Consider the following 19,674-nt stretch of genomic DNA (forward strand, 5'->3'; position numbering starts at 1 on the left):
GTTACGTCATCAGGCGCACGACCATCAGGACCAGCCCGGCGATCGAAACGAACCAGACGAGCGTACGCAGCACCGGAATTCCGGCCACGTACAGCAAGGCATAAACAAGGCGGGCGACGATCCACATCACGGCGCCCAGAGCACCCAGCTCGCCCGTCTTGCCTGTCACCGCCAGCGCCAACGCCAGCGCGATGAAGGCGGGATAGGTCTCCAGCATGTTGTTGAGCGACCGGATCAGACGCCCCGAAACGATGCTCTTCGGCGCGCGGCCGTCGTCACGCGAACTGAGCAGATACTTGATGCTGAAATCGCCCGACAGGTCGAGCGAAAGCGCCTGCACCAGTATGTGCGCGATCAGCAGCACGACACTCCAGCCCAGAACCCAGATTTCAGTCGATGCTGCTGCGGGTTCCATCACCACTACCGCCCTCGAAGCGCAAGATAGCTGATCAGTACGGCGTCTCCGGCCGCTGGCAAGTCCGGCATTAGCTCAGGAAAGCAAAGGGGCCCGGTCAGCCGGGCCCCTTGAAGCCTTTTTCGATCAGAGGTCGAGAACCAGACGCTCCGGATCTTCCAGGCTGTCCTTGACGCGGACCAGGAAGGTCACGGCTTCCTTGCCGTCGACGATGCGGTGATCGTAGGACAGTGCAAGATACATCATCGGGCGGATGACGATCTGGCCGCCGACAACGACCGGACGGTCCTGGATCTTGTGCATGCCGAGGATGCCCGACTGCGGTGCGTTCAGGATCGGCGTCGACATCAGCGAGCCGTAGACGCCGCCGTTGGAGATGGTGAAGGTGCCGCCCTGCATGTCGGCGACCGACAGCTTGCCATCGCGCGCGGCGAGACCGAGGCGACCGATTTCCTTCTCGATCTCGGCGATCGACATCTGGTCGGCATCGCGCACCACCGGAACCACCAGGCCCTTTTCGGTGCCGACGGCAACGCCGACATGGGCGAAGTTCTTATAAATGATATCGGTGCCGTCGATCTCGGCGTTGACGGCCGGGATTTCCTTCAGCGCATGGGTCACCGCCTTGGTGAAGAAGCCCATGAAGCCGAGCTTCACGCCATGCTTCTTCTCGAAGATGTCCTTGTACTTGGTGCGCAGCGCCATCACCGCGCTCATGTCGACCTCGTTGAAGGTGGTCAGCATGGCAGCCGTCGACTGCGCTTCCTTGAGGCGGCGCGCGATCGTCTGGCGCAGCTTGGTCATGCGCACGCGCTCTTCGCGCGGAGCGTCTTCGGTTGACGAGGGAACGCGTGCCGCAACCGGTGCGGCGGCAGCGGCCGGTGCAGCGGCGGGCGCCGAAACGCCCTTGGCAATGGCTTCGAGCACGTCGCCCTTCAGCACCTGGCCGCGCTTGCCGGAGCCGGCGACCTGGTCGACCGACAGGTTGGTCTCGGCCAGAATCTTGGCAGCAGCCGGTGCCGGCGGCATCTTGCGCTCTTCGATGGGCGGCGAGCCGGCAACCGATGCGGTCTGCGCGACAGCTTCCTTGACGGTCGATGCCGCATTCGGCGCGGACGCCTGGGCAACCGCTGCGGGCTTGGTTGCTGCCACGGCGCCATCGCCGGCACCGATGGTGCCAAGCAGCGCGCCGACGCCGACGGTTTCGCCTTCCTTGACGGTCAGCTCGACCAGCACGCCGGCGGCCGGCGCCGGCACTTCGATGGTGACCTTGTCGGTCTCGAGCTCGACCAAAGGCTCATCGGCGGCGATCACGTCGCCGGCCTTCTTGAACCACTTGCCGATGGTTGCCTCGGAAACGGATTCACCGAGGGTAGGGACACGGATTTCGGTAGCCATTTTTTTGCCTGTCCGTTCTTTGTTTATTCGCCGAGGGCGTCGTCGAGGAATGCCTGGAGCTGCGCCAGGTGCTTGGACATCAGGCCCGTCGCCGGGGAGGCGGCAGCCGGACGGCCGGTGTAGCGCACGCGCTGGTGCTTGGCGTCGATATGGGCGAGCACCCATTCCAGATACGGGTCGATGAACGACCACGCGCCCATGTTCTTGGGCTCTTCCTGGCACCACACCATTTCGGCGTTGCGGAAGCGGCTGAGCTCGGTGATCAGCGCCTTGGCCGGGAACGGATAGAGCTGCTCGACGCGCAACAGATAGATGTCGTCGATACCGCGCTTCTCGCGCTCCTCGTAGAGGTCGTAATAGACCTTGCCGGTGCACAGCACGACGCGGCGGATCTTCGAGTCCTTGACCAGCTTGATCGGCTGATCGCCGAGATACTGGGCGTCGTCCCACAAGAGACGGTGGAACGAGCTCTCGCCCGAGATCTCCGACAGCGACGACACGGCACGCTTGTGGCGCAGCAGCGACTTCGGCGTCATCAGGATCAGCGGCTTGCGGAAGTCGCGCTTCAGCTGCCGGCGCAGGATGTGGAAGTAGTTGGCCGGCGTGGTGACATTGGCCACCTGCATGTTGTCTTCGGCGCAGAGCTGCAGGAAGCGCTCGAGGCGAGCCGACGAGTGCTCGGGGCCCTGGCCTTCATAGCCGTGCGGCAAGAGGCAGACGAGACCCGACATGCGCAGCCACTTGCGTTCGCCAGACGAGATGAACTGGTCGAACACCACCTGGGCGCCGTTGGCGAAGTCGCCGAACTGCGCTTCCCACAGCGTCAGCGCCTTGGGCTCTGCGAGCGAGTAGCCATATTCGAAGCCAAGCACGGCTTCTTCCGAGAGCATCGAGTTGATGACCTCGTAACCGGCCTGCGCCGCCGACAAATTGTTGAGCGGGATGTAGCGGTTTTCGTCACGCTGATCGTAGAGCACGGTGTGGCGCTGCGAGAACGTGCCGCGCTCGGAATCCTGGCCCGACAGGCGGATCGGATTGCCGTCGAGCAGGATCGAGCCGAACGCCAGCGATTCCGCCGTTGCCCAGTCGATGCCTTCGCCCGATTCGATCGCCTGGCGGCGGTTTTCGAGGAAGCGGCCGATGGTGCGGTGGACTTCGAAGTCCTTCGGCACCTCGGTCAGCTTCTTGCCGATTTCCTTCAGCGTCTTGACCGGCACCGCGGTCTTGCCGCGGCGCTGTTCGTCCTGGTTGTCGGCCGTGCGCATGCCCGACCACGCGCCATCAAGCCAGTCGGCCTTGTTCGGCTTGTAGGCCTGGCCCGCCTCGAACTCGGCTTCGAGGAAGCCGCGCCAGTCGGCGCGCATCTTGTCGACCTCGGCCTGGTTCATCAGGCCTTCGGCCATCAGCTTGTCGGCATAGGTCTGCACCGTGGTCTTATGGGTGCGAATGTTGCGGTACATGATCGGCTGCGTGAAGGCAGGCTCGTCGCCTTCGTTGTGGCCGAAGCGGCGGTAGCAGAACATGTCCACGACAACCGGCTTGTGGAACTTCATGCGGAACTCGGTCGCGACCTTGGCCGCGAACACCACCGCTTCCGGATCGTCGCCGTTGACGTGGAAGATCGGCGCCTCGATCATCTTGGCAACGTCGGACGGATAGGGCGACGAGCGCGAGAAGCGCGGGTTCGTCGTGAAGCCGATCTGGTTGTTGATGATGAAGTGCAGCGTGCCGGCGACGCGATGACCACGCAGGCCCGACAGGCCGAGGATTTCGGCGATCACGCCCTGGCCGGCGAATGCCGCATCGCCGTGCAACAGCAGCGGCATCACCTTGGCGCGCTCTTCCTGCGGTACGATCTCGCCGCGGGCGCGACCGAAAAGCTGGTCCTGCTTGGCGCGTGCCTTGCCCATCACCACCGGATCGACGATCTCGAGATGCGAGGGGTTGGCGGTCAAGGACAGATGGACCTTGTTGCCGTCGAACTCGCGGTCCGACGAGGCACCAAGGTGGTATTTCACGTCGCCCGAACCCTCGACGTCGTCAGGCGCGTAGGAGCCACCCTTGAATTCGTGGAACACGGCGCGATGCGGCTTGGCCATGACGTTGGTCAAGACATTGAGGCGGCCGCGATGGGCCATGCCGAGCACGACCTCCTTGAGGCCGAGCGAGCCGCCGCGCTTGACGATCTGCTCGAGCGCGGGGATCAGCGACTCGCCGCCGTCGAGGCCGAAACGCTTGGTGCCCTTGTACTTGACGTCGATGAACTGCTCGAAGCCCTCGGCCTCGATCAGCTTCGACAGGATCGCCTTCTTGCCCTCGGGCGTGAACTCGATCGCCTTGTCCGGACCTTCGATGCGGGCCTGGATCCAGGCCTTTTCCTCGGGATCGGAGATATGCATGAACTCGACGCCGAGCGTCGAGCAATAGGTGCGCTTCAGGATCTCGAGCATCTCGCGGATGGTCGCGTATTCGAGGCCCAGCACATGGTCGATGAAGATCGGCCGGTCGTAATCGGCGGCGGTGAAGCCATAGGCCTCAGGCGACAGCTCGTTATAATCCTCGAGCGGCTTGGCGATGCCGAGCGGGTCGAGATTGGCGTGCAGGTGGCCGCGCATGCGGTAGGCGCGGATCATCATGATGGCGCGCACCGAGTCGCGCGTCGCCTGCAGCACGTCGGCCTTGGACGGCTCGGCGCCGGTTGTGGCGACAGCCTTGTCCTTGACCTTCTTCTCGATCAGCTTCTCGACCATGCCCCAGTTGCCGTCGAGCGCGGAAACCAGTTCGCCATTGGCCTGCAGCGGCCAGCTCGGCGTCGACCACGAGGCGCCCTTGGCGTTCTTGCGGATGTCGCCGGCGTCGTCCTTCAGCGCGCCGAAGAAGTCGCGCCACTCCTGGTCGACCGCTTCAGGGTCGTCGAGATAGGCGGCGTGCAGCGCCTCGATGTAGTCGGCATTGCCGCCATAGAGGAACGAGGTGAGGGAAAATTGGTCGTTGGCCTGATCGGATCGTGCCATCTTTGTCCTGCGGAGCCTCTGGCTCCTCTCCTGTTTTGAAGGGAGTAGCGCAGTAAGGCAGTAGGGCAATGATCTGGAATTCCTGCTGCCCGTACTGCCCTACTCCCCTATTCACTTGGCCTTAGCCCTTGATCGCCTCGACCAGCGTGGTGCCGAGGCGTGCAGGCGACGGCGACACGCGGATGCCCGCTGCCTCCATGGCCGCGATCTTGTCTTCCGCGCCGCCCTTGCCGCCGGAGATCACTGCGCCGGCGTGGCCCATGGTACGGCCTTCCGGTGCGGTGCGTCCGGCGATGAAGCCGGCCATCGGCTTCTTGCGGCCGCGCTTGGCCTCGTCGATGAGGAACTGCGCTGCGTCCTCTTCGGCCGAGCCGCCGATTTCGCCGATCATGATGATCGACTTGGTCTCGTCGTCAGCCAGGAACATCTCGAGCATGTCGATGAATTCCGTGCCCTTGACCGGGTCGCCGCCGATGCCGACAGCCGTCGACTGGCCGAGACCGGCATTGGTGGTCTGGAACACCGCTTCATAGGTAAGCGTTCCCGAGCGCGAAACAACGCCGACCGAACCCTTGCGGAAGATGTTGCCCGGCATGATGCCGATCTTGCACTCGTCCGGCGTGACGATGCCGGGGCAGTTCGGGCCGATGAGGCGCGACTTCGAGCGGTCGAGGCGTGCCTTGACCTTGATCATGTCGGTGACCGGGATGCCTTCGGTGATGCAGACGATCAGCGGGATCTCGGCGTCGATCGCCTCGATGATCGCTGCGGCGGCACCTGCCGGCGGCACGTAGACGACGGACGCATTGGCGCCGGTCTTTTCCTTGCCTTCGGCAACCGTCGAAAAGATCGGCAGCGGCACGGAACCGTCCCACGTCTCGCCGCCCTTCTTGGGGTGGATGCCGCCGACCATCTTGGTGCCGTGATAGGCCAGCGCCTGTTCGGTGTGGAACGAACCGGTGTTGCCGGTCAGGCCCTGCACCAGGATCTTGGTGTTCTTGTCGATGAGAATGGACATTGGCTCAGTTTCCCTTCACCGCAGCGACGATCTTCTTCGCCGCGTCGTCGAGGTCGTCGGCCGAGATGACGTTCAGCCCGCTCTCGTTGATGATCTTCTTGCCCAGCTCGACATTGGTGCCTTCGAGGCGCACAACCAGCGGAACCTTGAGGCCGACTTCCTTGACCGCCGCGATCACGCCCTCGGCAATGACGTCGCACTTCATGATGCCGCCGAAGATGTTGACCAGGATGCCTTCGACAGCCGGGTCGGCGGTGATGATCTTGAACGCTGCCGTCACCTTCTCCTTGGAAGCGCCGCCGCCGACGTCGAGGAAGTTGGCAGGCTCAGCGCCATAGAGCTTGATGATGTCCATCGTGGCCATCGCCAGGCCGGCGCCGTTGACCATGCAGCCGATGTTGCCGTCGAGCGCCACATAAGCGAGGTCGTATTTCGACGCCTCGATCTCCTTGGCATCCTCTTCGGTGGTGTCGCGCAGCTCGAGCACGTCGGCGTGGCGGAACAGCGCATTGTTGTCGAACGACACCTTGGCATCGAGCACACGCAGGCGGCCATTCTTCATGACGATCAGCGGATTGACCTCGAGCAGGCTCATGTCCTTCTCGACAAACGCCTTGTAGAGGATCGGGAACAGGCTCTCGCCGTCCTTGGCCGCCTCGCCTGAGAGCTTCAGCGCCGAATTCAGCGCCTTGAGGTCGTCAGCCGTCACGCCCTTCTCCGGGTCGATCGCAACGGTGATGATCTTCTCCGGCGTGTCATGGGCGACAGCCTCGATGTCCATGCCGCCCTCGGTCGAAACCACGAAGGCGATGCGGCCGACCGAACGGTCGACGAGGATCGACAGATACAGCTCGCGGTCGATGTCGGCGCCGTCCTCGATATAGAGGCGGTTGACCTGCTTGCCGGCCGGGCCGGTCTGCTTGGTCACCAGCGTGTTGCCGAGCATTTCCTTGGCAAACGCCACGACCTCGTCGACCGACTTGGCGAGACGCACGCCGCCCTTGGCGTCGGCGGGCAGTTCCTTGAACTTGCCCTTGCCGCGCCCGCCGGCGTGGATCTGGCTCTTCACGACGTAGAGCGGGCCCGGCAGCGCCTTGGCGGCAGCTTCGGCTTCCTCGATCTTGAACACCGGCACGCCGTCAGCGACGGGAGCACCGAAACCCTTGAGCAATTGCTTGCCCTGATATTCGTGGATGTTCATGCCCGTTGTCCCTTACTTCTTGCCGAGGTTCGGCGCGATGGCGACGCAGGCCTCGCACAGACCCTTCACCGCTTCGACCGACTTCTCGAACATCTTCTGCTCGGCCTTGTTGAAGTCGAGCTCGATGATGCGCTCGACGCCACCGGCGCCGATCACCACGGGAACGCCAACATACATGTCCTTGACGCCATACTGGCCCGACAGGTGCGTCGCGCAGGGCAGCACGCGCTTCTTGTCCTTGAGATAGGCTTCGGCCATCTGGATCGCCGACGAGGCCGGCGCGTAGTAGGCCGAGCCGGTCTTGAGCAGGCCGACGATCTCGCCGCCGCCCTTGCGGGTGCGCTCGACGATGGCGTCGAGCTTGTCCTGGCTGGTCCAGCCCATCTTGACCAGGTCCGGCAGCGGAATGCCGGCAACGGTCGAATAGCGCACCATCGGCACCATGTCGTCGCCGTGGCCGCCCAGCGTCATCGCCGAGACGTCTTCGACCGAAACCTTGAACTCTTCCGACAGGAAGTAGCGGAAACGCGCCGAGTCGAGCACGCCGGCCATGCCGACGACGTGGCTCTTGGGCAGGCCCGAGAACTTCTGCAACGCCCACACCATGGCGTCGAGCGGGTTGGTGATGCAGATGACGAAGGCCTTCGGGGCATACTTCTTGATGCCGGCGCCGACCTGTTCCATGACCTTGAGGTTGATGCCGAGCAGGTCGTCGCGGCTCATGCCGGGCTTGCGCGGCACGCCGGCGGTGACGATGCAGACGTCGGCACCCTCGATGCCGGCATAGTCGTTGACGCCGGTGTAGCGCGAGTCGAAGCCGTCGACCGTCGAAGATTGCGCGATATCGAGACCTTTACCCTGCGGGATGCCTTCGGCAATATCGAACATGACCACGTCGCCGAGGTCCTTGAGGCCAACCATATGGGCGAGCGTGCCGCCAATCATGCCGGAGCCGATGAGGGCTATCTTGTTGCGTGCCATGAAGGAATTTCCCTTTGCCTGTAACGACGCCGTGGCGGCGGGGTGGATTAGGTTTGGGCCAGAGAGGCCGCGGAAATGCAGCCAGAAATAGCGGCTCGCAATAGCTCCATGGCCAAAAAAATTCAACCGATTATTTTGACCTCAACTTTTTCAATCGGTTAGAAACAACGGGATTTACGTAAACGTCAAAGTTTTGTGACGACTTTACGAAGAAATGGTGAAGAGTACGATGCCTCCCATCGAGATCCGCAGACTCGGTCCTGGCGACGAACGCCTGCTCGACACCGTCGCCGCAGACGTCTTCGACGAGCCGGTCGACCCGCTCCGCCTGAAGGCCTGCCTCGCCTCCCCGGGCCATCTGCTCTTCGTCGCCCTCGATGATGGCCAGGTTGTGGCGCAGGCAGCCGGCATGATCCACCACCACGTCGACAAGCCGTCGGAACTCTATGTCGACGAAGTCGGCGTCTCGCCCGCCTGGCAGCGCCGCGGCATCGCCAACCTGCTGATGGACGCGCTGTTCAACGCCGGCCGCGAAGCCGGCTGCGAAGAAGCCTGGCTCGGCACCGAACCCGACAACCTCCCCGCCCGCGCCCTCTATGACGGGCGCAAGGAGCCGGCCGAGCCGGTGGGGAGCTTTGTGATGTATCTCTACGATCTTGGGGAAGGATCGAAATAAGTGGAGCGTCGATGACGGCCTGACCTTCGTTTTGGCGGGGCCTACGGAAGAGAGCGGGATAGGATCCTCACGCCTTCACGCTCCGGCGATGCCGCTGGCCTGGTTTCCATCGTCTCGTTCCTTCGCACCCCCCTCTGCCCTGCCGGGCATCTCCCCCACAAGGAGGGAGACTAGTCTCTCCGCTGCCGGCGCTCATTCTGCAAGATTGCTGGAAATGCTCTTGCAACGTCAATGGTAAGGCAAGGCGCGGATGAAGGCATGATCTCCCTCCTTGTGGGGGAGATGGCCGGCAGGCCAGAGGGGGGTGCGAAGGATCATGACGCCGAAGATTAAGCTTCATAGGCACCACGATCAGGCTCAGCCGCCGCTCTGGGCGCGCAACCGTCATCTGCTGCATCGGGAATGCAAAGACGTAGTACCATGGGACAAGTCGCCGATCCCGCGCATGGGACCCTTGCACTACGGGGCGACGGCAGGCCGCACAGAGCGGCACATAGGGAACGCTGAGAAGGGTCAGAGACACGCGGCATGGCCCGATGCTGCCCGCCGCGATGAAGGCCAAGACCGCTGCGACCGGCCGTCGAACACGATCCAGCCCCTGAACATCCAGAAACTGCAGCCGATCGCGTCGCCGACCCATCTGGCGGCCAAGTGGCTCCTGCCCGGCGCCCCTGGACCGGGAATACGTCTATTGCAAACAGCACCTGCAAAAAACCGCCGGAGCTTTCGCCCCGGCGGTGTTTCACATGAATCGCTGCGAAAACTTACGCGGCGAGGTCGCGCAGAACGTACTGCAGGATGCCGCCGTTCTTGAAGTAGTCGAGCTCATCAAGGGTATCGATGCGGCAGAGGATCGGAACGTCCTTCACCGAACCGTCGGCGAAGGTGATCTTGGCCACCATCTTCTGGCGCGGCTTGATCGTCTCGAGGCCGTCGATCGTCACCTGCTCGTCACCCTTGAGGCCAAGTGTCTTCCACGACGTGCCTTCCTCGAAGGTGAAGGGGATCACGCCCATGCCGACCAGGTTCGAGCGGTGGATACGCTCGAACGACTGGGCGATGACGGCGCGAACGCCGAGCAGGTTGGTGCCCTTGGCAGCCCAGTCACGCGACGAGCCGTTGCCGTACTCGACGCCGGCGAAAATCACCAGTGGCGTACCTTCGCTGCGATACTGCATGGCGGCATCGTAGATCGGCATCTCTTCCTTGGACGGATAGTGGAAGGTGTAGCCACCCTCGCGACCGTTCTCGCCCAGCATGTGGTTGCGGATGCGGATGTTGGCAAACGTGCCGCGCATCATCACTTCGTGGTTGCCACGACGCGTGCCGTACTGGTTGAAGTCGGCAACGCCGACGCCGTTGTCGGTCAGGTACTTGCCGGCAGGTGAAGCCGCCTTGATGGAACCAGCCGGCGAGATGTGGTCGGTGGTGATCTTGTCGCCGAACAGGCCGAGCACGCGCGCGCCCTGGATCTTGCCGATCTGGCCCGGCTTCGAGCCCATGCCGACGAAGTAAGGCGGGTTCTGCACATAGGTCGACTTGTCGTCCCAGGCATAGGTCTGGCCTTCCGGCGCCTTGACGTTCTGCCAGTTCTCGTCGCCCTTGAAGACGTCGGCATATTTGCGGGCAAACAGCTCGCGGGTGACGTTTTCGGCGATGAACTGCTCGATCTCGACATTGGTCGGCCAGATGTCCTTCAGGAACACCGGCTTGCCGTCACGGTCCTCGCCGATCGGCTCGGAGGTCAGGTCCAGGGTCACAGTGCCGGCGAGCGCGTAAGCGACCACCAACGGCGGCGAGGCCAGGTAGTTGGCCTGCACGTCGGGCGACACGCGGCCTTCGAAGTTGCGGTTGCCCGAGAGCACGGCCGCGCCAATCAGGCCCTTGTCGTTGATGGTCTTGGAGATCGGCGCCGGCAGCGGGCCGGAGTTGCCGATGCAGGTCGTGCAGCCGAAGCCGACGAGGTTGAAGCCGATCTGGTCGAGCTCCTTCTGCAGGCCCGACTTCTCGAGGTACTCGGCAACCACCTGCGAACCGGGCGCCAGCGAGGTCTTGACCCACGGCTTCTGCTTGAGGCCGATGCGGTTGGCATTGCGGGCCAGAAGGCCGGCGCCGATCAGCACGCTCGGGTTCGAGGTGTTGGTGCAGGAGGTGATCGCAGCGATCACCACGTCGCCATGGCCGAGGTCGAACTTTTCACCCTCGACCGCATAACGCTTGGCGGTGTCGACGGTCTTCTTGTACTCGGCTTCGAGCGCGGTCGCGAAGCCCGAGGCGATGCCTTCGAGCGGGATGCGGCCTTCGGGACGCTTCGGGCCGGCCATCGATGGAACGACTGACGCCATGTCGAGCTCGAGCAGGTCGGTGAAGACAGGATCGGCCGACGAAGCGTCGCGCCACATGCCCTGCGCCTTGGAGAACTCCTCGACCAGTGCAATGCGGTTTTCGGCGCGGCCCGACATGTTGAGATAGCGAATGGTCTCGGAATCGACCGGGAAGAAGCCGCAGGTCGCGCCATATTCCGGCGCCATGTTGCCGATGGTGGCACGGTCGGCCAGCGTCATGTTGCTGAGACCGGGGCCGAAGAACTCAACGAACTTGCCGACGACGCCCTTCTTGCGCAGCATCTGGGTGACGGTCAGCACCAGGTCGGTGGCGGTGACGCCTTCCTTGAGCTTGCCGGTCAGGCGGAAGCCGATGACCTCGGGCAGAAGCATCGAGACCGGCTGGCCGAGCATCGCGGCCTCAGCCTCGATGCCGCCGACGCCCCAGCCCAGCACGCCGAGGCCATTGACCATGGTGGTGTGCGAATCGGTGCCGACGCAGGTGTCGGGATAGGCGGTCGTCACGCCATCCTCGGTGTTGGTCCAGACCGTCTGGGCGAGGTATTCGAGGTTGACCTGGTGGCAGATGCCGGTGCCGGGCGGCACGACGCGGAAGTTGCGGAACGCCTGCTGGCCCCACTTCAGGAACTTGTAGCGCTCTTCATTGCGCTCATATTCGAGCTCGACATTGCGGGCAAAGGCCAGCGGGGTGCCGAATTCGTCGACGATGACCGAGTGGTCGATGACGAGGTCGACCGGAACCAGCGGGTTGATCTTCTCAGGGTCGCCGCCCAGGGTCTTGATACCGTCACGCATGGCGGCAAGGTCGACGACGGCCGGAACGCCGGTGAAGTCCTGCATCAGCACGCGGGCCGGGCGGTAGGCGATCTCGACGCCGGCGGTGCCCTTGTCGACAAGCCAGCCGGCAACCGCCTGGATGGCGTCCTTGGTGACGGTGCGGCCGTCTTCGTTGCGCAGCAGGTTTTCCAGCAGCACCTTCATCGAATAGGGCAGCTGCGAGATGCCGGTCAGGCCGTTCTTTTCGGCCTCGATGAGGCTGTAATAGACATAGTCCGTGCCTGCAGCGGTGAGCGTGCGGCGGCAATTGAAACTGTCGAGTGATTTGGACACGTGCGATCCATCCTTGTCTGTTCAGCCTGAAAGGGAACGGACTCCGATGGGCATGCAATCACGCGCAAAGGTGCGGGTACGGCCATTTCCGCTGTCCGGTCCCAAGCAACCCGAGCCGTTCAAGGCGGCGCGTGCGCTGGTTCGGCGCAAATTCTGTTTCCATGCCGACCGCTGGCATGGTCGAGTGGCATATAGAGAATTTATTGGAATAGTTCTAGACGGAGATTCGCCTATTTTGCTGCGACGCAAAGCGGCAGCGAGATGGTTTCGGCGACGGGGGAAGAATGCGGCTGATCGCCGAAAATCTCAGCGGTGAACGGGGTGGCGAGCCGGTTTTCGAAGACATCGGCTTCACGCTGGAGAACGGCGAGGCGCTGATCGTCACCGGCCCCAACGGTTCGGGCAAGTCGACCCTGCTGCGCGTCATCGCCGGGCTTTTGCCGCATGCATCGGGACGAATCGGCATCGAGGGCGGCGGCGAGGAGTTTCCGACCGTTGCCGCAGCCTGCCACTATCTCGGTCATCAGAACGCAATGAAGGCCGCATTGACGGTTCGCGAGAATCTCGAATTCTGGCAAAGCTTTGCGGGCAGCGGAAAGCTGGGCATTGCTGACGCCCTGGACGATGTCGGCCTCGGCGGCCTCAGCCACCTGCCCTTCGGCTACCTCTCCACCGGCCAGAAGCGCCGTGCCGCGATCGCCAAGCTGCGCATCAGCCACCGCCCGGTCTGGCTGCTCGACGAGCCGACTGCAGGTCTCGACAAGGCGTCCGACGCGCGCTTGGCAGGGCTGATGCGGGATCATTGCGCGGCGGGCGGAATCGTCGTCGCCGCGACCCATCTGCCGCTTGGGCTGGAGGGAGTGAAGGCGCTGGAGATGGGGCGGGTGCATGTCTGAAAACGCTGCCCTTCTTCCCACCCCCCTCTCCGAACAGATCAACGGAAGGCAGCTCCCATGCTAGCCCTCTACCTTCGCGACCTACGCATGGGCGTCCGCGCCGGCGGTGGCGCCTTGACGGGCGTGCTGTTTTTCCTCGCCGTCATCGTCACCATCCCCTTCGGCGTCGGGCCCGATCTCAACCTGCTTGCCCGCATCGGCCCGGCAATTCTCTGGATCGGCGCGCTGCTGGCCAGCCTGCTCGGCCTCGACCGGCTGTTCCAGGCCGACCGCGAGGACGGCTCGCTCGATCTTCTGGTGCTCAATGCCGACCGCCACATGCTGGCGCTGACGGTGCTGGTCAAATGCCTGGCGCACTGGACAGCAAGCGTGTTACCTCTGGTTATCGCAGCCCCCCTGCTTGGCCTGTTCATGAACATGGAGCTCATCGGCATCGGGGCCGCGGCACTCACCTTGCTCGTCGGCACGCCGGCCATCGTCTTCATCGGCGCGACGGGTGCCGCCGTCACCGTCGCCCTGCCGCGGGGCGGGCTGCTGATCTCGGTGCTGGTGCTGCCGCTGGTCATCCCGGTGCTGATCTTCGGCGTCACAGCAAGCTACGGTGCTGTCAACGACCCCGACCCGTTCACCCCGCCGTTCCTGATTCTTTGCGCATTGACGATGTTCCTCGCCGTCATCGGCCCATTGGCGGCGGCGGTTGCGCTTCGCTCGGGCACCGACTGATCACGTTTCCTTCAACCGCAACGGTGCGGCGCGGCGTCCGATTGCGCAGCGGCAGCCTCGCCGCTAAGTGAATGACATGCTCGGAAACAGCGACATGACCACGTCTTGCCAGGGTGCCCGATGAGCGCGCATGCCCTCTATGTCACCGCGGCATATGCCGTTTCGGCGATTGCCATCGTCGGACTGGTGCTGTGGATTCTTGCCGACCAGCGCGCGCGCAAGCGCGAAATGGCCGAACTTGAGGCCGCCGGCCATCGCCGTCGCTCGGACAAGGCCAAGGCATGAGCACCGACAGCCAGAAGCCGACGGCGCGGCCTCGCAGGCTTATGGTTCTGCTGCCGCTGCTGATTTTCATGGGCCTCGCCGGCCTGTTTCTGGCGCAGCTGCTGTCCGGCCGCGACCTCACCGCGGTGCCCTCGGCGCTGATCGGCCAGATGGCGCCAGAGACAGACCTGCCGCCGCTCGAAGGCATGCAGGTTCCCGGGCTGAACTCAGCCGACTTCGCCGGCAAGGTCACGCTGGTCAATGTCTGGGCGTCGTGGTGCGCGCCATGCCGCGAGGAACACCCGGTGCTGCTCGAACTGTCGAAGGACCAGCGCTTTTCCATCGCCGGCTTGAACTACAAGGACAAGCCCGAGAATGCCCGTCGTTTTCTCGGCGACCTCGGCAGCCCCTACAAGGCGATCGGCGTCGACCAGAACGGCCGCACGGCGATCGACTGGGGTGTCTATGGTGTGCCGGAGACCTTCCTTCTGGGCAAGGACGGCAAAGTTGCCTTCAAGCATGTCGGACCGCTGTCGCCGGAGGCGGTGAGCACGACACTCATGCCCGAAATCGAGAAGGCACTGGCGGCGCAATAGACCGGATCGGGGCCGGCTCGCGCACCACGTGCGAATCATCAAGATTTCAACTACGTTTTCATACAACCGCTGGGGAGAGGCGCGCCGTGAGGGCGCGACCGGTGGCTGTTGGGGGAGACGTCAATGCAAGACAGTTCCGCGCTCATCATTTTTCTGCCGCTCGCGCTCGGCGTCATCATGCTCGGCCTCGGCCTGTCGCTGACGACGGAGGATTTTCGCAACGTCCTGCAAAAGCCCAAGGCGGTGATCGTGGCGCTGCTCTGCCAGACCGTCATCCTGCCGCTTGCGTGTCTCGGCCTGGTCTACGTCTTCGGCCTCGAACCGGCATTGGCTGTGGGCATGATGCTTTTGGCGGCAAGCCCCGGCGGCACCTCAGCCAATCTCTACAGCCACCTGGCCGACGGCGACGTGGCGCTCAACATCACGCTGACGGCGATCAATTCGGCGCTGTCGATCGTGACGCTGCCGCTGATCGTCAACTGGTCGCTGATGCATTTCATGTCGGGCGACCAGGCGATCCCGCTGCAATTCGCCAAGGTGATGCAGGTGTTCGTCATCGTGCTCGGCCCCGTGCTGATCGGCATGTGGCTGCGCAGCCGCTTCCCTGATTTCGCCGAACGCATGGCGCGGCCGGTGAAGATCTTCTCGATGCTGTTCCTGTTCGCCGTGGTTGCCGTGGCGCTCGTGCAGGAATGGGAAACACTCAAGGCCTGGGGACCGATCGTCGGCCTGGCAGCCCTTGCCTTCAACCTCGTCAGCCTTGGCGTCGGCTATTTCGTGCCCCGCGCCGCCGGCGTCGAAAAACGGCAGGCCACCGCGATCGGCATGGAGATCGGCATCCACAACGGCACGCTGGCAATCGCCATCGCACTGAGCCCGCTGCTGCTCAACAACGCGACAATGGCGGTTCCGGCAGCGATCTACGGGCTGATCGCCTTCATCACCGCAGCGATCTTCGGCTACTGGCTGAAGCGGTCGCATGGCCGCGCGACTGCGACGATGCCGGTGCACTGAGGCCACCGCGTGGCCCACGATGCTGCAAACGAAAAAGGCGCTTGCGGCATCCCTTGAGGGTGCCCCTGGCGCCTTGTCGCAACGGCCGGTCAAAAGCCGGCCGGACATTTCTGGCTAGGAATCAGCCGTAGACCTGCTTGTAGGCCTGGAAAAGCATCTCGCTGCGGTCGGCGCGCATATCGGCCAGGTCGCGGCTCGAGAAGCCGTCGATTTCGGCAACGAGGCGCTTGTACTGCTTGCGCTTGGCGGCGCTCTGGCGCGCGCGGGTCAGAAGGTTGTCGAACAACATCTTGCGTTCCTTTCGTCTGCCGCCCGATGCGGCTTGAACCGACCTCCCTGATCGATCCGAACATGACATAGGAACCGTTGCGCTGCAAAATAAGATGCTGCAACGCAGCAATGCACGGCGCGCATAACGAGTTAACGAGTGCAAACAAAACTGGAAAACGCCGCCAACCTGTCCCGCATCAATGCAATGCTAGCCGCGTCAGCAAGGATCTCGTCCATCTCCTGCGGTCTCTTGCCAAGCAGCGTAATGGTCAGGTCTTGCCCGTCAAAAAGGTCGAAGGACATTGTTTTCATGATCTCGGCAAGGGCAGCGCGGGCAAATTGCGACCGCGGCGAGGCATGAACCTGCATCGCCGGCTTGCCGACGACGGCGTCACGTGAAACCAGCCAGTCCAGCGCATTCTTCAGTCCGCCCGGCACCCCATGGGCGTATTCAGGACAAGAGACGATCACTCCGTCGGCTCGCGTAACGGCAGCGATGAGCGCCGTCACCTCCTGCGGTGTGCGTTCACCCTCGTCATCGGGATTGAAAATCGGCAGGTGGCCAAGCCCGTCATAGACGCTGACATGGCATCCCGGTGGCGCATTGCGCGCCAGGGCGACAACAAGCGCAGTGTTGGTAGAGGCAGCCCGCTGGCTGCCGGAAAGGGCGAGAATATTGATCAAGGCAAGGCCGCCAGCGTCGGACGATTCGTGTCCGGCGAAAGCTACCACATGCTCTTGCGATAGGACTCGTCCAGCGAGCGGTCGAGCGTCTCGGCATTGTCGGCGAGCGCCAGCTGGTCGCGGAGGATCTGGCCGAGCGTAGGCAGGCTGGTGCGGTCGGGCCATGTGCCTGATACCCACAGCTCGGAACGCATGAACGCCTTGGCGCAATGCATGTAGACAGCCTTGATCGCAACCACCATGACGGTGACCGGCAACTTGCCTTCGGCGGCGAGCCGTTCGCACAACGCCGGATCGGCGGTCAGGCGCGCATCGCCATTGATACGCAGTGTCTCGTTCATGCCCGGTATCAGGAACAGCAGGCCGACAGCGGGATTGACGATGACGTTCTCCAGCGTGTCGAGCCTGTTGTTGCCGGGCCGGTCGGGAATGGCGATGGTGGCATCGTCGAGTATGGCGACGAATCCCGGCTTGTCGCCCTTGGGCGTGACGTCGGCGTTGCCCTTGTCGTCGGACGAACCGATCAGCACGAATGGGCTGCGCGCCAGGAAGCCCTTGGCGTGACGGTCGAGGCGGCGGAGCTCCTTGCGCACGGCGCCATCACCCGGCGCGCGATAATGTTGACGCAACGCCTCGCGGTCGGTGATGAACTCCATGATGCCCTCTTACTTATGGTCTTCCAACGAATGGCGCATGATGAGCGGCATCTGGCTGAAAGTGAAGAGCAAGGTTATCGGCATGATGCCCCAGACCTTGAAAGCCACCCAGGTGTCGGTCGTAAAGGATCGCCAAACAACCTCGTTGACCAGAGCAAGAAACAGGAAGAACAGGCCCCAGCGGAAGGTCAGCTTGCGCCAGCCTTCGGCATCGAGGCGAAAGGCCGATGCAAAGACATAGCCAAGCAACGACTTGCCGAAGACAAGGCCACCCAGTAGCACGACACCGAAAAGCGAATTGATGATCGTTGGCTTCATCTTGATGAAGATGTCGTTCTGCAGATAGAGCGTCAGCGCGCCGAATATGAAGACAACGACGCCCGAGACCAGTGGCATGATCGGCAGCGAGCGGGTCAGCAGCCAGGAAGCCGCCAGCGCAACCGCCGTGGCAACCATGAAGAGGCCTGTGGCGACGAAGATCGGCTTGCCAAGCTCTGCCAGTATCGGGAAGTGCGACGCCAGCCACTCGCCGCGCGCGTTGGCGAAGAAGAACACGACCAGCGGCCCGAGCTCCAGCGCCAGCTTGAGCAGCGGGCTGACGTCTTCCTTCTTGGTTTTCGGGTCCGACGGATCGCGTTCGAGGATAGGTGCATTCATGGATCAGGCGACTCCTGCGATCGCCTTGGCGAAATCGCTTGCCGAAAAGGGTTCGAGATCGTCGACCTGCTCGCCGACGCCGATGAAATAGACCGGCAGCTTATGTTTGGCGGCGATTGCGACCAAAATACCGCCGCGCGCCGTACCGTCGAGCTTTGTCATCACCAGCCCGTTCACACCTGCGACATTGCGGAAGATCTCGACCTGATTGAGCGCGTTCTGGCCGGTGGTGGCATCGACAGTCTGCAGCACTGTGTGCGGGGCTTCGGGATCGAGCTTGCCGAGAACGCGCACGATCTTTTCGAGCTCGGCCATCAGTTCGGCCTTGTTCTGCAGGCGGCCGGCGGTATCGATGATCAGCACGTCGGATCCGGCGGCCTTGGCCTGCTCGAAGGCATCGTAGGCGAGACCGGCGGCATCAGCGCCGAGCTTGGTGGCGATGACGGGCGACTTGGTGCGTTCACCCCAGATCTTCAGCTGCTCGATGGCCGCAGCGCGGAACGTGTCGCCGGCGGCGAGCATGACAGACAGCCCGCCTTCGGTGAGCTTGGCGGCCAGCTTGCCGATGGTGGTGGTCTTGCCGGTGCCGTTGACGCCGACGACCAGGATGACATGCGGCTTGTGCGACAGGTCGAGCTCCAGCGGAAGCGCCACCGGCTTCAGCACCTTCTCGACCTCGACCGCCATGATCGAGCGGACCTCGTGGTCGGAAACGTCCTTGCCATAGCGGCTCGCCGCCAGCGCGTCGGTGACCCGAAGCGCGGTCTCGACGCCGAGATCGGCGCGGATCAGCACGTCTTCGAGGTCCTGCAGCGTGTCTTCGTCCAGCTTGCGCTTGGTGAAGATGCCGGCAATGTTGCCCGACAGTTCCTTGGATGAGCGCGACAGGCCCTGGCGCAGGCGCTGGAACCAGCTCTGGCGCGGCGCGGGCGCCGCCACTTCGACGATTTCGGCCTTCTGCTCGACCTTCTTCTGGACGGTGACCTTGCCGGCCGAGGGTTTCGGCTCAGGCGCAGAGGAAGCCTGTACCGGTTCAGCGGGAGCGGGAACGACAACAGGTGCAGGCTTGGAAACGGCATCGCGCAGCGCGGCTACCGGCTGCGCTTCCTCGGCCGCCATCGCCACAGGCACAGGCGCTTCGGCTGCGATCGGCGCAGGCTCCTCGTCGACTGGCTCGACGGGACGTGGTTCAGCCACAGGTTCCGGCGGTACAGGGGCAGGCGCCTCGACGACGGGCTCTTCGACAACCGGCTCCGTTTCAGGGGCACGCATTGTCGGCTCGGGCGCAGAGGGCACCGGCTGAGCCGGAACTTCTTCGGGCAACTCCGGCGTGGACGGCTCAACCTGCGGCAGCGGAACCTCCGCCGGCGTTGGCTCCGGCTCGACCGGGCTCGGCGCAGGCACGGGCTGTTCGGCTGGCTTTTCCGGCTCGACAGCAGGTTCTTCCTGCGGAACGGGCTGCGGCCCGGGCTCGATCGGTACCGGCTGTTCGGCCGGCTTTGGCTCCGGCACCACTGGCGGCGTCGGCGGCGTTTCTGGAGCCGGCTCCGGCGTCGGCTCTTCGATCGGAACGGCCGGTGTCTCCCCGGCAACAGGCGTTTCCGCCGCGGCCGGCACCTCTTCCGCCGGCTTCAACGCTTCCAGAGCGTCAAAATTCAGCGGCGGCAGAACCTCGTTCTCGGCCGGCTGCTCGACAGCCTCCTTCTTGCCGAAGGAGAAAACTTTCTTGATGAACCCGAATGCCATGCGGTCGCTT

Annotated in this window: 18 protein-coding genes; 6 read left to right on the forward strand and 12 right to left on the reverse strand. The window is 63.6% G+C overall.

Annotated features, from left to right (window positions below):
- Position 1: 1 nt before the first annotated feature.
- From HNQ95_RS10355 to mdh, 6 genes are all read right to left on the reverse strand, one after another.
- On the reverse strand, positions 2 to 415 hold the full coding sequence (locus HNQ95_RS10355; protein ID WP_067956084.1) for an MAPEG family protein: 414 nt from the start codon (positions 413 to 415) through the stop codon (positions 2 to 4).
- Positions 416 to 541: 126 nt separating this feature from the next.
- Positions 542 to 1,813 (reverse strand): 2-oxoglutarate dehydrogenase complex dihydrolipoyllysine-residue succinyltransferase, encoded by a 1,272-nt coding sequence (gene odhB, locus HNQ95_RS10360; RefSeq protein ID WP_182574007.1) that lies wholly within the window; start codon positions 1,811 to 1,813, stop codon positions 542 to 544.
- A 23-nt stretch (positions 1,814 to 1,836) separates the two neighbouring features.
- The gene (locus HNQ95_RS10365; RefSeq protein ID WP_067956080.1) at positions 1,837 to 4,827 is read right to left on the reverse strand and encodes a 2-oxoglutarate dehydrogenase E1 component; all 2,991 of its coding nucleotides are present in this window, start codon (positions 4,825 to 4,827) and stop codon (positions 1,837 to 1,839) included.
- 121 nt (positions 4,828 to 4,948) lie between these two features.
- A complete protein-coding gene (gene sucD / locus HNQ95_RS10370; protein ID WP_067956079.1) occupies positions 4,949 to 5,845 on the reverse strand; it encodes a succinate--CoA ligase subunit alpha in 897 nt (298 codons plus the stop codon).
- 4 nt (positions 5,846 to 5,849) lie between these two features.
- On the reverse strand, positions 5,850 to 7,046 hold the full coding sequence (gene sucC, locus HNQ95_RS10375) for an ADP-forming succinate--CoA ligase subunit beta (protein ID WP_182574008.1): 1,197 nt from the start codon (positions 7,044 to 7,046) through the stop codon (positions 5,850 to 5,852).
- 12 nt (positions 7,047 to 7,058) lie between these two features.
- Positions 7,059 to 8,027 carry a malate dehydrogenase gene (mdh, locus tag HNQ95_RS10380; RefSeq protein ID WP_067956077.1) on the reverse strand — a complete coding sequence of 323 codons (969 nt, stop codon included), beginning with the start codon at positions 8,025 to 8,027 and terminating at the stop codon, positions 7,059 to 7,061.
- A gap of 229 nt (positions 8,028 to 8,256) precedes the next feature.
- Here mdh and HNQ95_RS10385 point away from each other — a divergent pair, with 229 nt between their 5' ends.
- Positions 8,257 to 8,703 (forward strand): GNAT family N-acetyltransferase, encoded by a 447-nt coding sequence (locus HNQ95_RS10385; RefSeq protein WP_067956076.1) that lies wholly within the window; start codon positions 8,257 to 8,259, stop codon positions 8,701 to 8,703.
- A 764-nt stretch (positions 8,704 to 9,467) separates the two neighbouring features.
- On the opposite strand, the gene acnA is transcribed toward HNQ95_RS10385, so the two are convergent.
- Complete coding sequence (gene acnA, locus HNQ95_RS10390; protein WP_067956075.1) at positions 9,468 to 12,158, reverse strand: aconitate hydratase AcnA; 2,691 nt, start codon at positions 12,156 to 12,158, stop codon at positions 9,468 to 9,470.
- Positions 12,159 to 12,442: 284 nt separating this feature from the next.
- Between acnA and ccmA the strand changes: the two genes are divergently transcribed.
- From ccmA to HNQ95_RS10415, 5 genes are all read left to right on the forward strand, one after another.
- The gene (gene ccmA, locus HNQ95_RS10395) at positions 12,443 to 13,054 is read left to right on the forward strand and encodes a heme ABC exporter ATP-binding protein CcmA (protein ID WP_182574009.1); all 612 of its coding nucleotides are present in this window, start codon (positions 12,443 to 12,445) and stop codon (positions 13,052 to 13,054) included.
- Positions 13,055 to 13,111: 57 nt separating this feature from the next.
- Complete coding sequence (gene ccmB, locus HNQ95_RS10400) at positions 13,112 to 13,777, forward strand: heme exporter protein CcmB (RefSeq protein WP_067956070.1); 666 nt, start codon at positions 13,112 to 13,114, stop codon at positions 13,775 to 13,777.
- A gap of 120 nt (positions 13,778 to 13,897) precedes the next feature.
- The gene (ccmD, locus tag HNQ95_RS10405) at positions 13,898 to 14,062 is read left to right on the forward strand and encodes a heme exporter protein CcmD (protein WP_067956069.1); all 165 of its coding nucleotides are present in this window, start codon (positions 13,898 to 13,900) and stop codon (positions 14,060 to 14,062) included.
- A complete protein-coding gene (locus HNQ95_RS10410; protein WP_154386752.1) occupies positions 14,059 to 14,637 on the forward strand; it encodes a DsbE family thiol:disulfide interchange protein in 579 nt (192 codons plus the stop codon). The genes ccmD and HNQ95_RS10410 overlap by 4 nt, the downstream gene beginning before the upstream one ends.
- A gap of 123 nt (positions 14,638 to 14,760) precedes the next feature.
- The gene (locus HNQ95_RS10415) at positions 14,761 to 15,651 is read left to right on the forward strand and encodes a bile acid:sodium symporter family protein (RefSeq protein WP_067956066.1); all 891 of its coding nucleotides are present in this window, start codon (positions 14,761 to 14,763) and stop codon (positions 15,649 to 15,651) included.
- 121 nt (positions 15,652 to 15,772) lie between these two features.
- On the opposite strand, the gene HNQ95_RS10420 is transcribed toward HNQ95_RS10415, so the two are convergent.
- From HNQ95_RS10420 to ftsY, 5 genes are all read right to left on the reverse strand, one after another.
- A complete protein-coding gene (locus HNQ95_RS10420) occupies positions 15,773 to 15,940 on the reverse strand; it encodes a hypothetical protein (RefSeq protein WP_154386754.1) in 168 nt (55 codons plus the stop codon).
- Positions 15,941 to 16,071: 131 nt separating this feature from the next.
- A complete protein-coding gene (locus HNQ95_RS10425; protein WP_182574010.1) occupies positions 16,072 to 16,605 on the reverse strand; it encodes an NADPH-dependent FMN reductase in 534 nt (177 codons plus the stop codon).
- Between the two features lie 41 nt (positions 16,606 to 16,646).
- Positions 16,647 to 17,261 carry a pyridoxamine 5'-phosphate oxidase family protein gene (locus tag HNQ95_RS10430; RefSeq protein ID WP_182574011.1) on the reverse strand — a complete coding sequence of 205 codons (615 nt, stop codon included), beginning with the start codon at positions 17,259 to 17,261 and terminating at the stop codon, positions 16,647 to 16,649.
- A 9-nt stretch (positions 17,262 to 17,270) separates the two neighbouring features.
- Entirely contained in the window at positions 17,271 to 17,918 is a 648-nt protein-coding gene (locus tag HNQ95_RS10435) for a septation protein A (RefSeq protein WP_067956052.1), read from the reverse strand.
- A 3-nt stretch (positions 17,919 to 17,921) separates the two neighbouring features.
- Positions 17,922 to 19,664, reverse strand: a complete 1,743-nt coding sequence (gene ftsY, locus HNQ95_RS10440; protein ID WP_182574012.1) for a signal recognition particle-docking protein FtsY — start codon at positions 19,662 to 19,664, stop codon at positions 17,922 to 17,924.
- Positions 19,665 to 19,674: the final 10 nt, after the last annotated feature.

Origin of the sequence: Aminobacter ciceronei (assembly GCF_014138625.1) — a bacterium.
GTDB lineage: Bacteria > Pseudomonadota > Alphaproteobacteria > Rhizobiales > Rhizobiaceae > Aminobacter > Aminobacter ciceronei.

What these genes read in the sequence shown, in the direction of transcription:
- HNQ95_RS10355 (WP_067956084.1), bottom strand. Translation starts at nt 415, where the DNA reads ATGGAACCCGCAGCAGCATCGACTGAAATCTGGGTTCTGGGCTGGAGT.
- odhB (WP_182574007.1), bottom strand. Translation starts at nt 1,813, where the DNA reads ATGGCTACCGAAATCCGTGTCCCTACCCTCGGTGAATCCGTTTCCGAG.
- HNQ95_RS10365 (WP_067956080.1), bottom strand. Translation starts at nt 4,827, where the DNA reads ATGGCACGATCCGATCAGGCCAACGACCAATTTTCCCTCACCTCGTTC.
- sucD (WP_067956079.1), bottom strand. Translation starts at nt 5,845, where the DNA reads ATGTCCATTCTCATCGACAAGAACACCAAGATCCTGGTGCAGGGCCTG.
- sucC (WP_182574008.1), bottom strand. Translation starts at nt 7,046, where the DNA reads ATGAACATCCACGAATATCAGGGCAAGCAATTGCTCAAGGGTTTCGGT.
- mdh (WP_067956077.1), bottom strand. Translation starts at nt 8,027, where the DNA reads ATGGCACGCAACAAGATAGCCCTCATCGGCTCCGGCATGATTGGCGGC.
- HNQ95_RS10385 (WP_067956076.1), top strand. Translation starts at nt 8,257, where the DNA reads ATGCCTCCCATCGAGATCCGCAGACTCGGTCCTGGCGACGAACGCCTG.
- ccmA (WP_182574009.1), top strand. Translation starts at nt 12,443, where the DNA reads ATGCGGCTGATCGCCGAAAATCTCAGCGGTGAACGGGGTGGCGAGCCG.
- ccmB (WP_067956070.1), top strand. Translation starts at nt 13,112, where the DNA reads ATGCTAGCCCTCTACCTTCGCGACCTACGCATGGGCGTCCGCGCCGGC.
- ccmD (WP_067956069.1), top strand. Translation starts at nt 13,898, where the DNA reads ATGAGCGCGCATGCCCTCTATGTCACCGCGGCATATGCCGTTTCGGCG.
- HNQ95_RS10410 (WP_154386752.1), top strand. Translation starts at nt 14,059, where the DNA reads ATGAGCACCGACAGCCAGAAGCCGACGGCGCGGCCTCGCAGGCTTATG.
- HNQ95_RS10415 (WP_067956066.1), top strand. Translation starts at nt 14,761, where the DNA reads ATGCAAGACAGTTCCGCGCTCATCATTTTTCTGCCGCTCGCGCTCGGC.
- HNQ95_RS10420 (WP_154386754.1), bottom strand. Translation starts at nt 15,940, where the DNA reads ATGTTGTTCGACAACCTTCTGACCCGCGCGCGCCAGAGCGCCGCCAAG.
- HNQ95_RS10430 (WP_182574011.1), bottom strand. Translation starts at nt 17,261, where the DNA reads ATGGAGTTCATCACCGACCGCGAGGCGTTGCGTCAACATTATCGCGCG.
- HNQ95_RS10435 (WP_067956052.1), bottom strand. Translation starts at nt 17,918, where the DNA reads ATGAATGCACCTATCCTCGAACGCGATCCGTCGGACCCGAAAACCAAG.
- ftsY (WP_182574012.1), bottom strand. Translation starts at nt 19,664, where the DNA reads ATGGCATTCGGGTTCATCAAGAAAGTTTTCTCCTTCGGCAAGAAGGAG.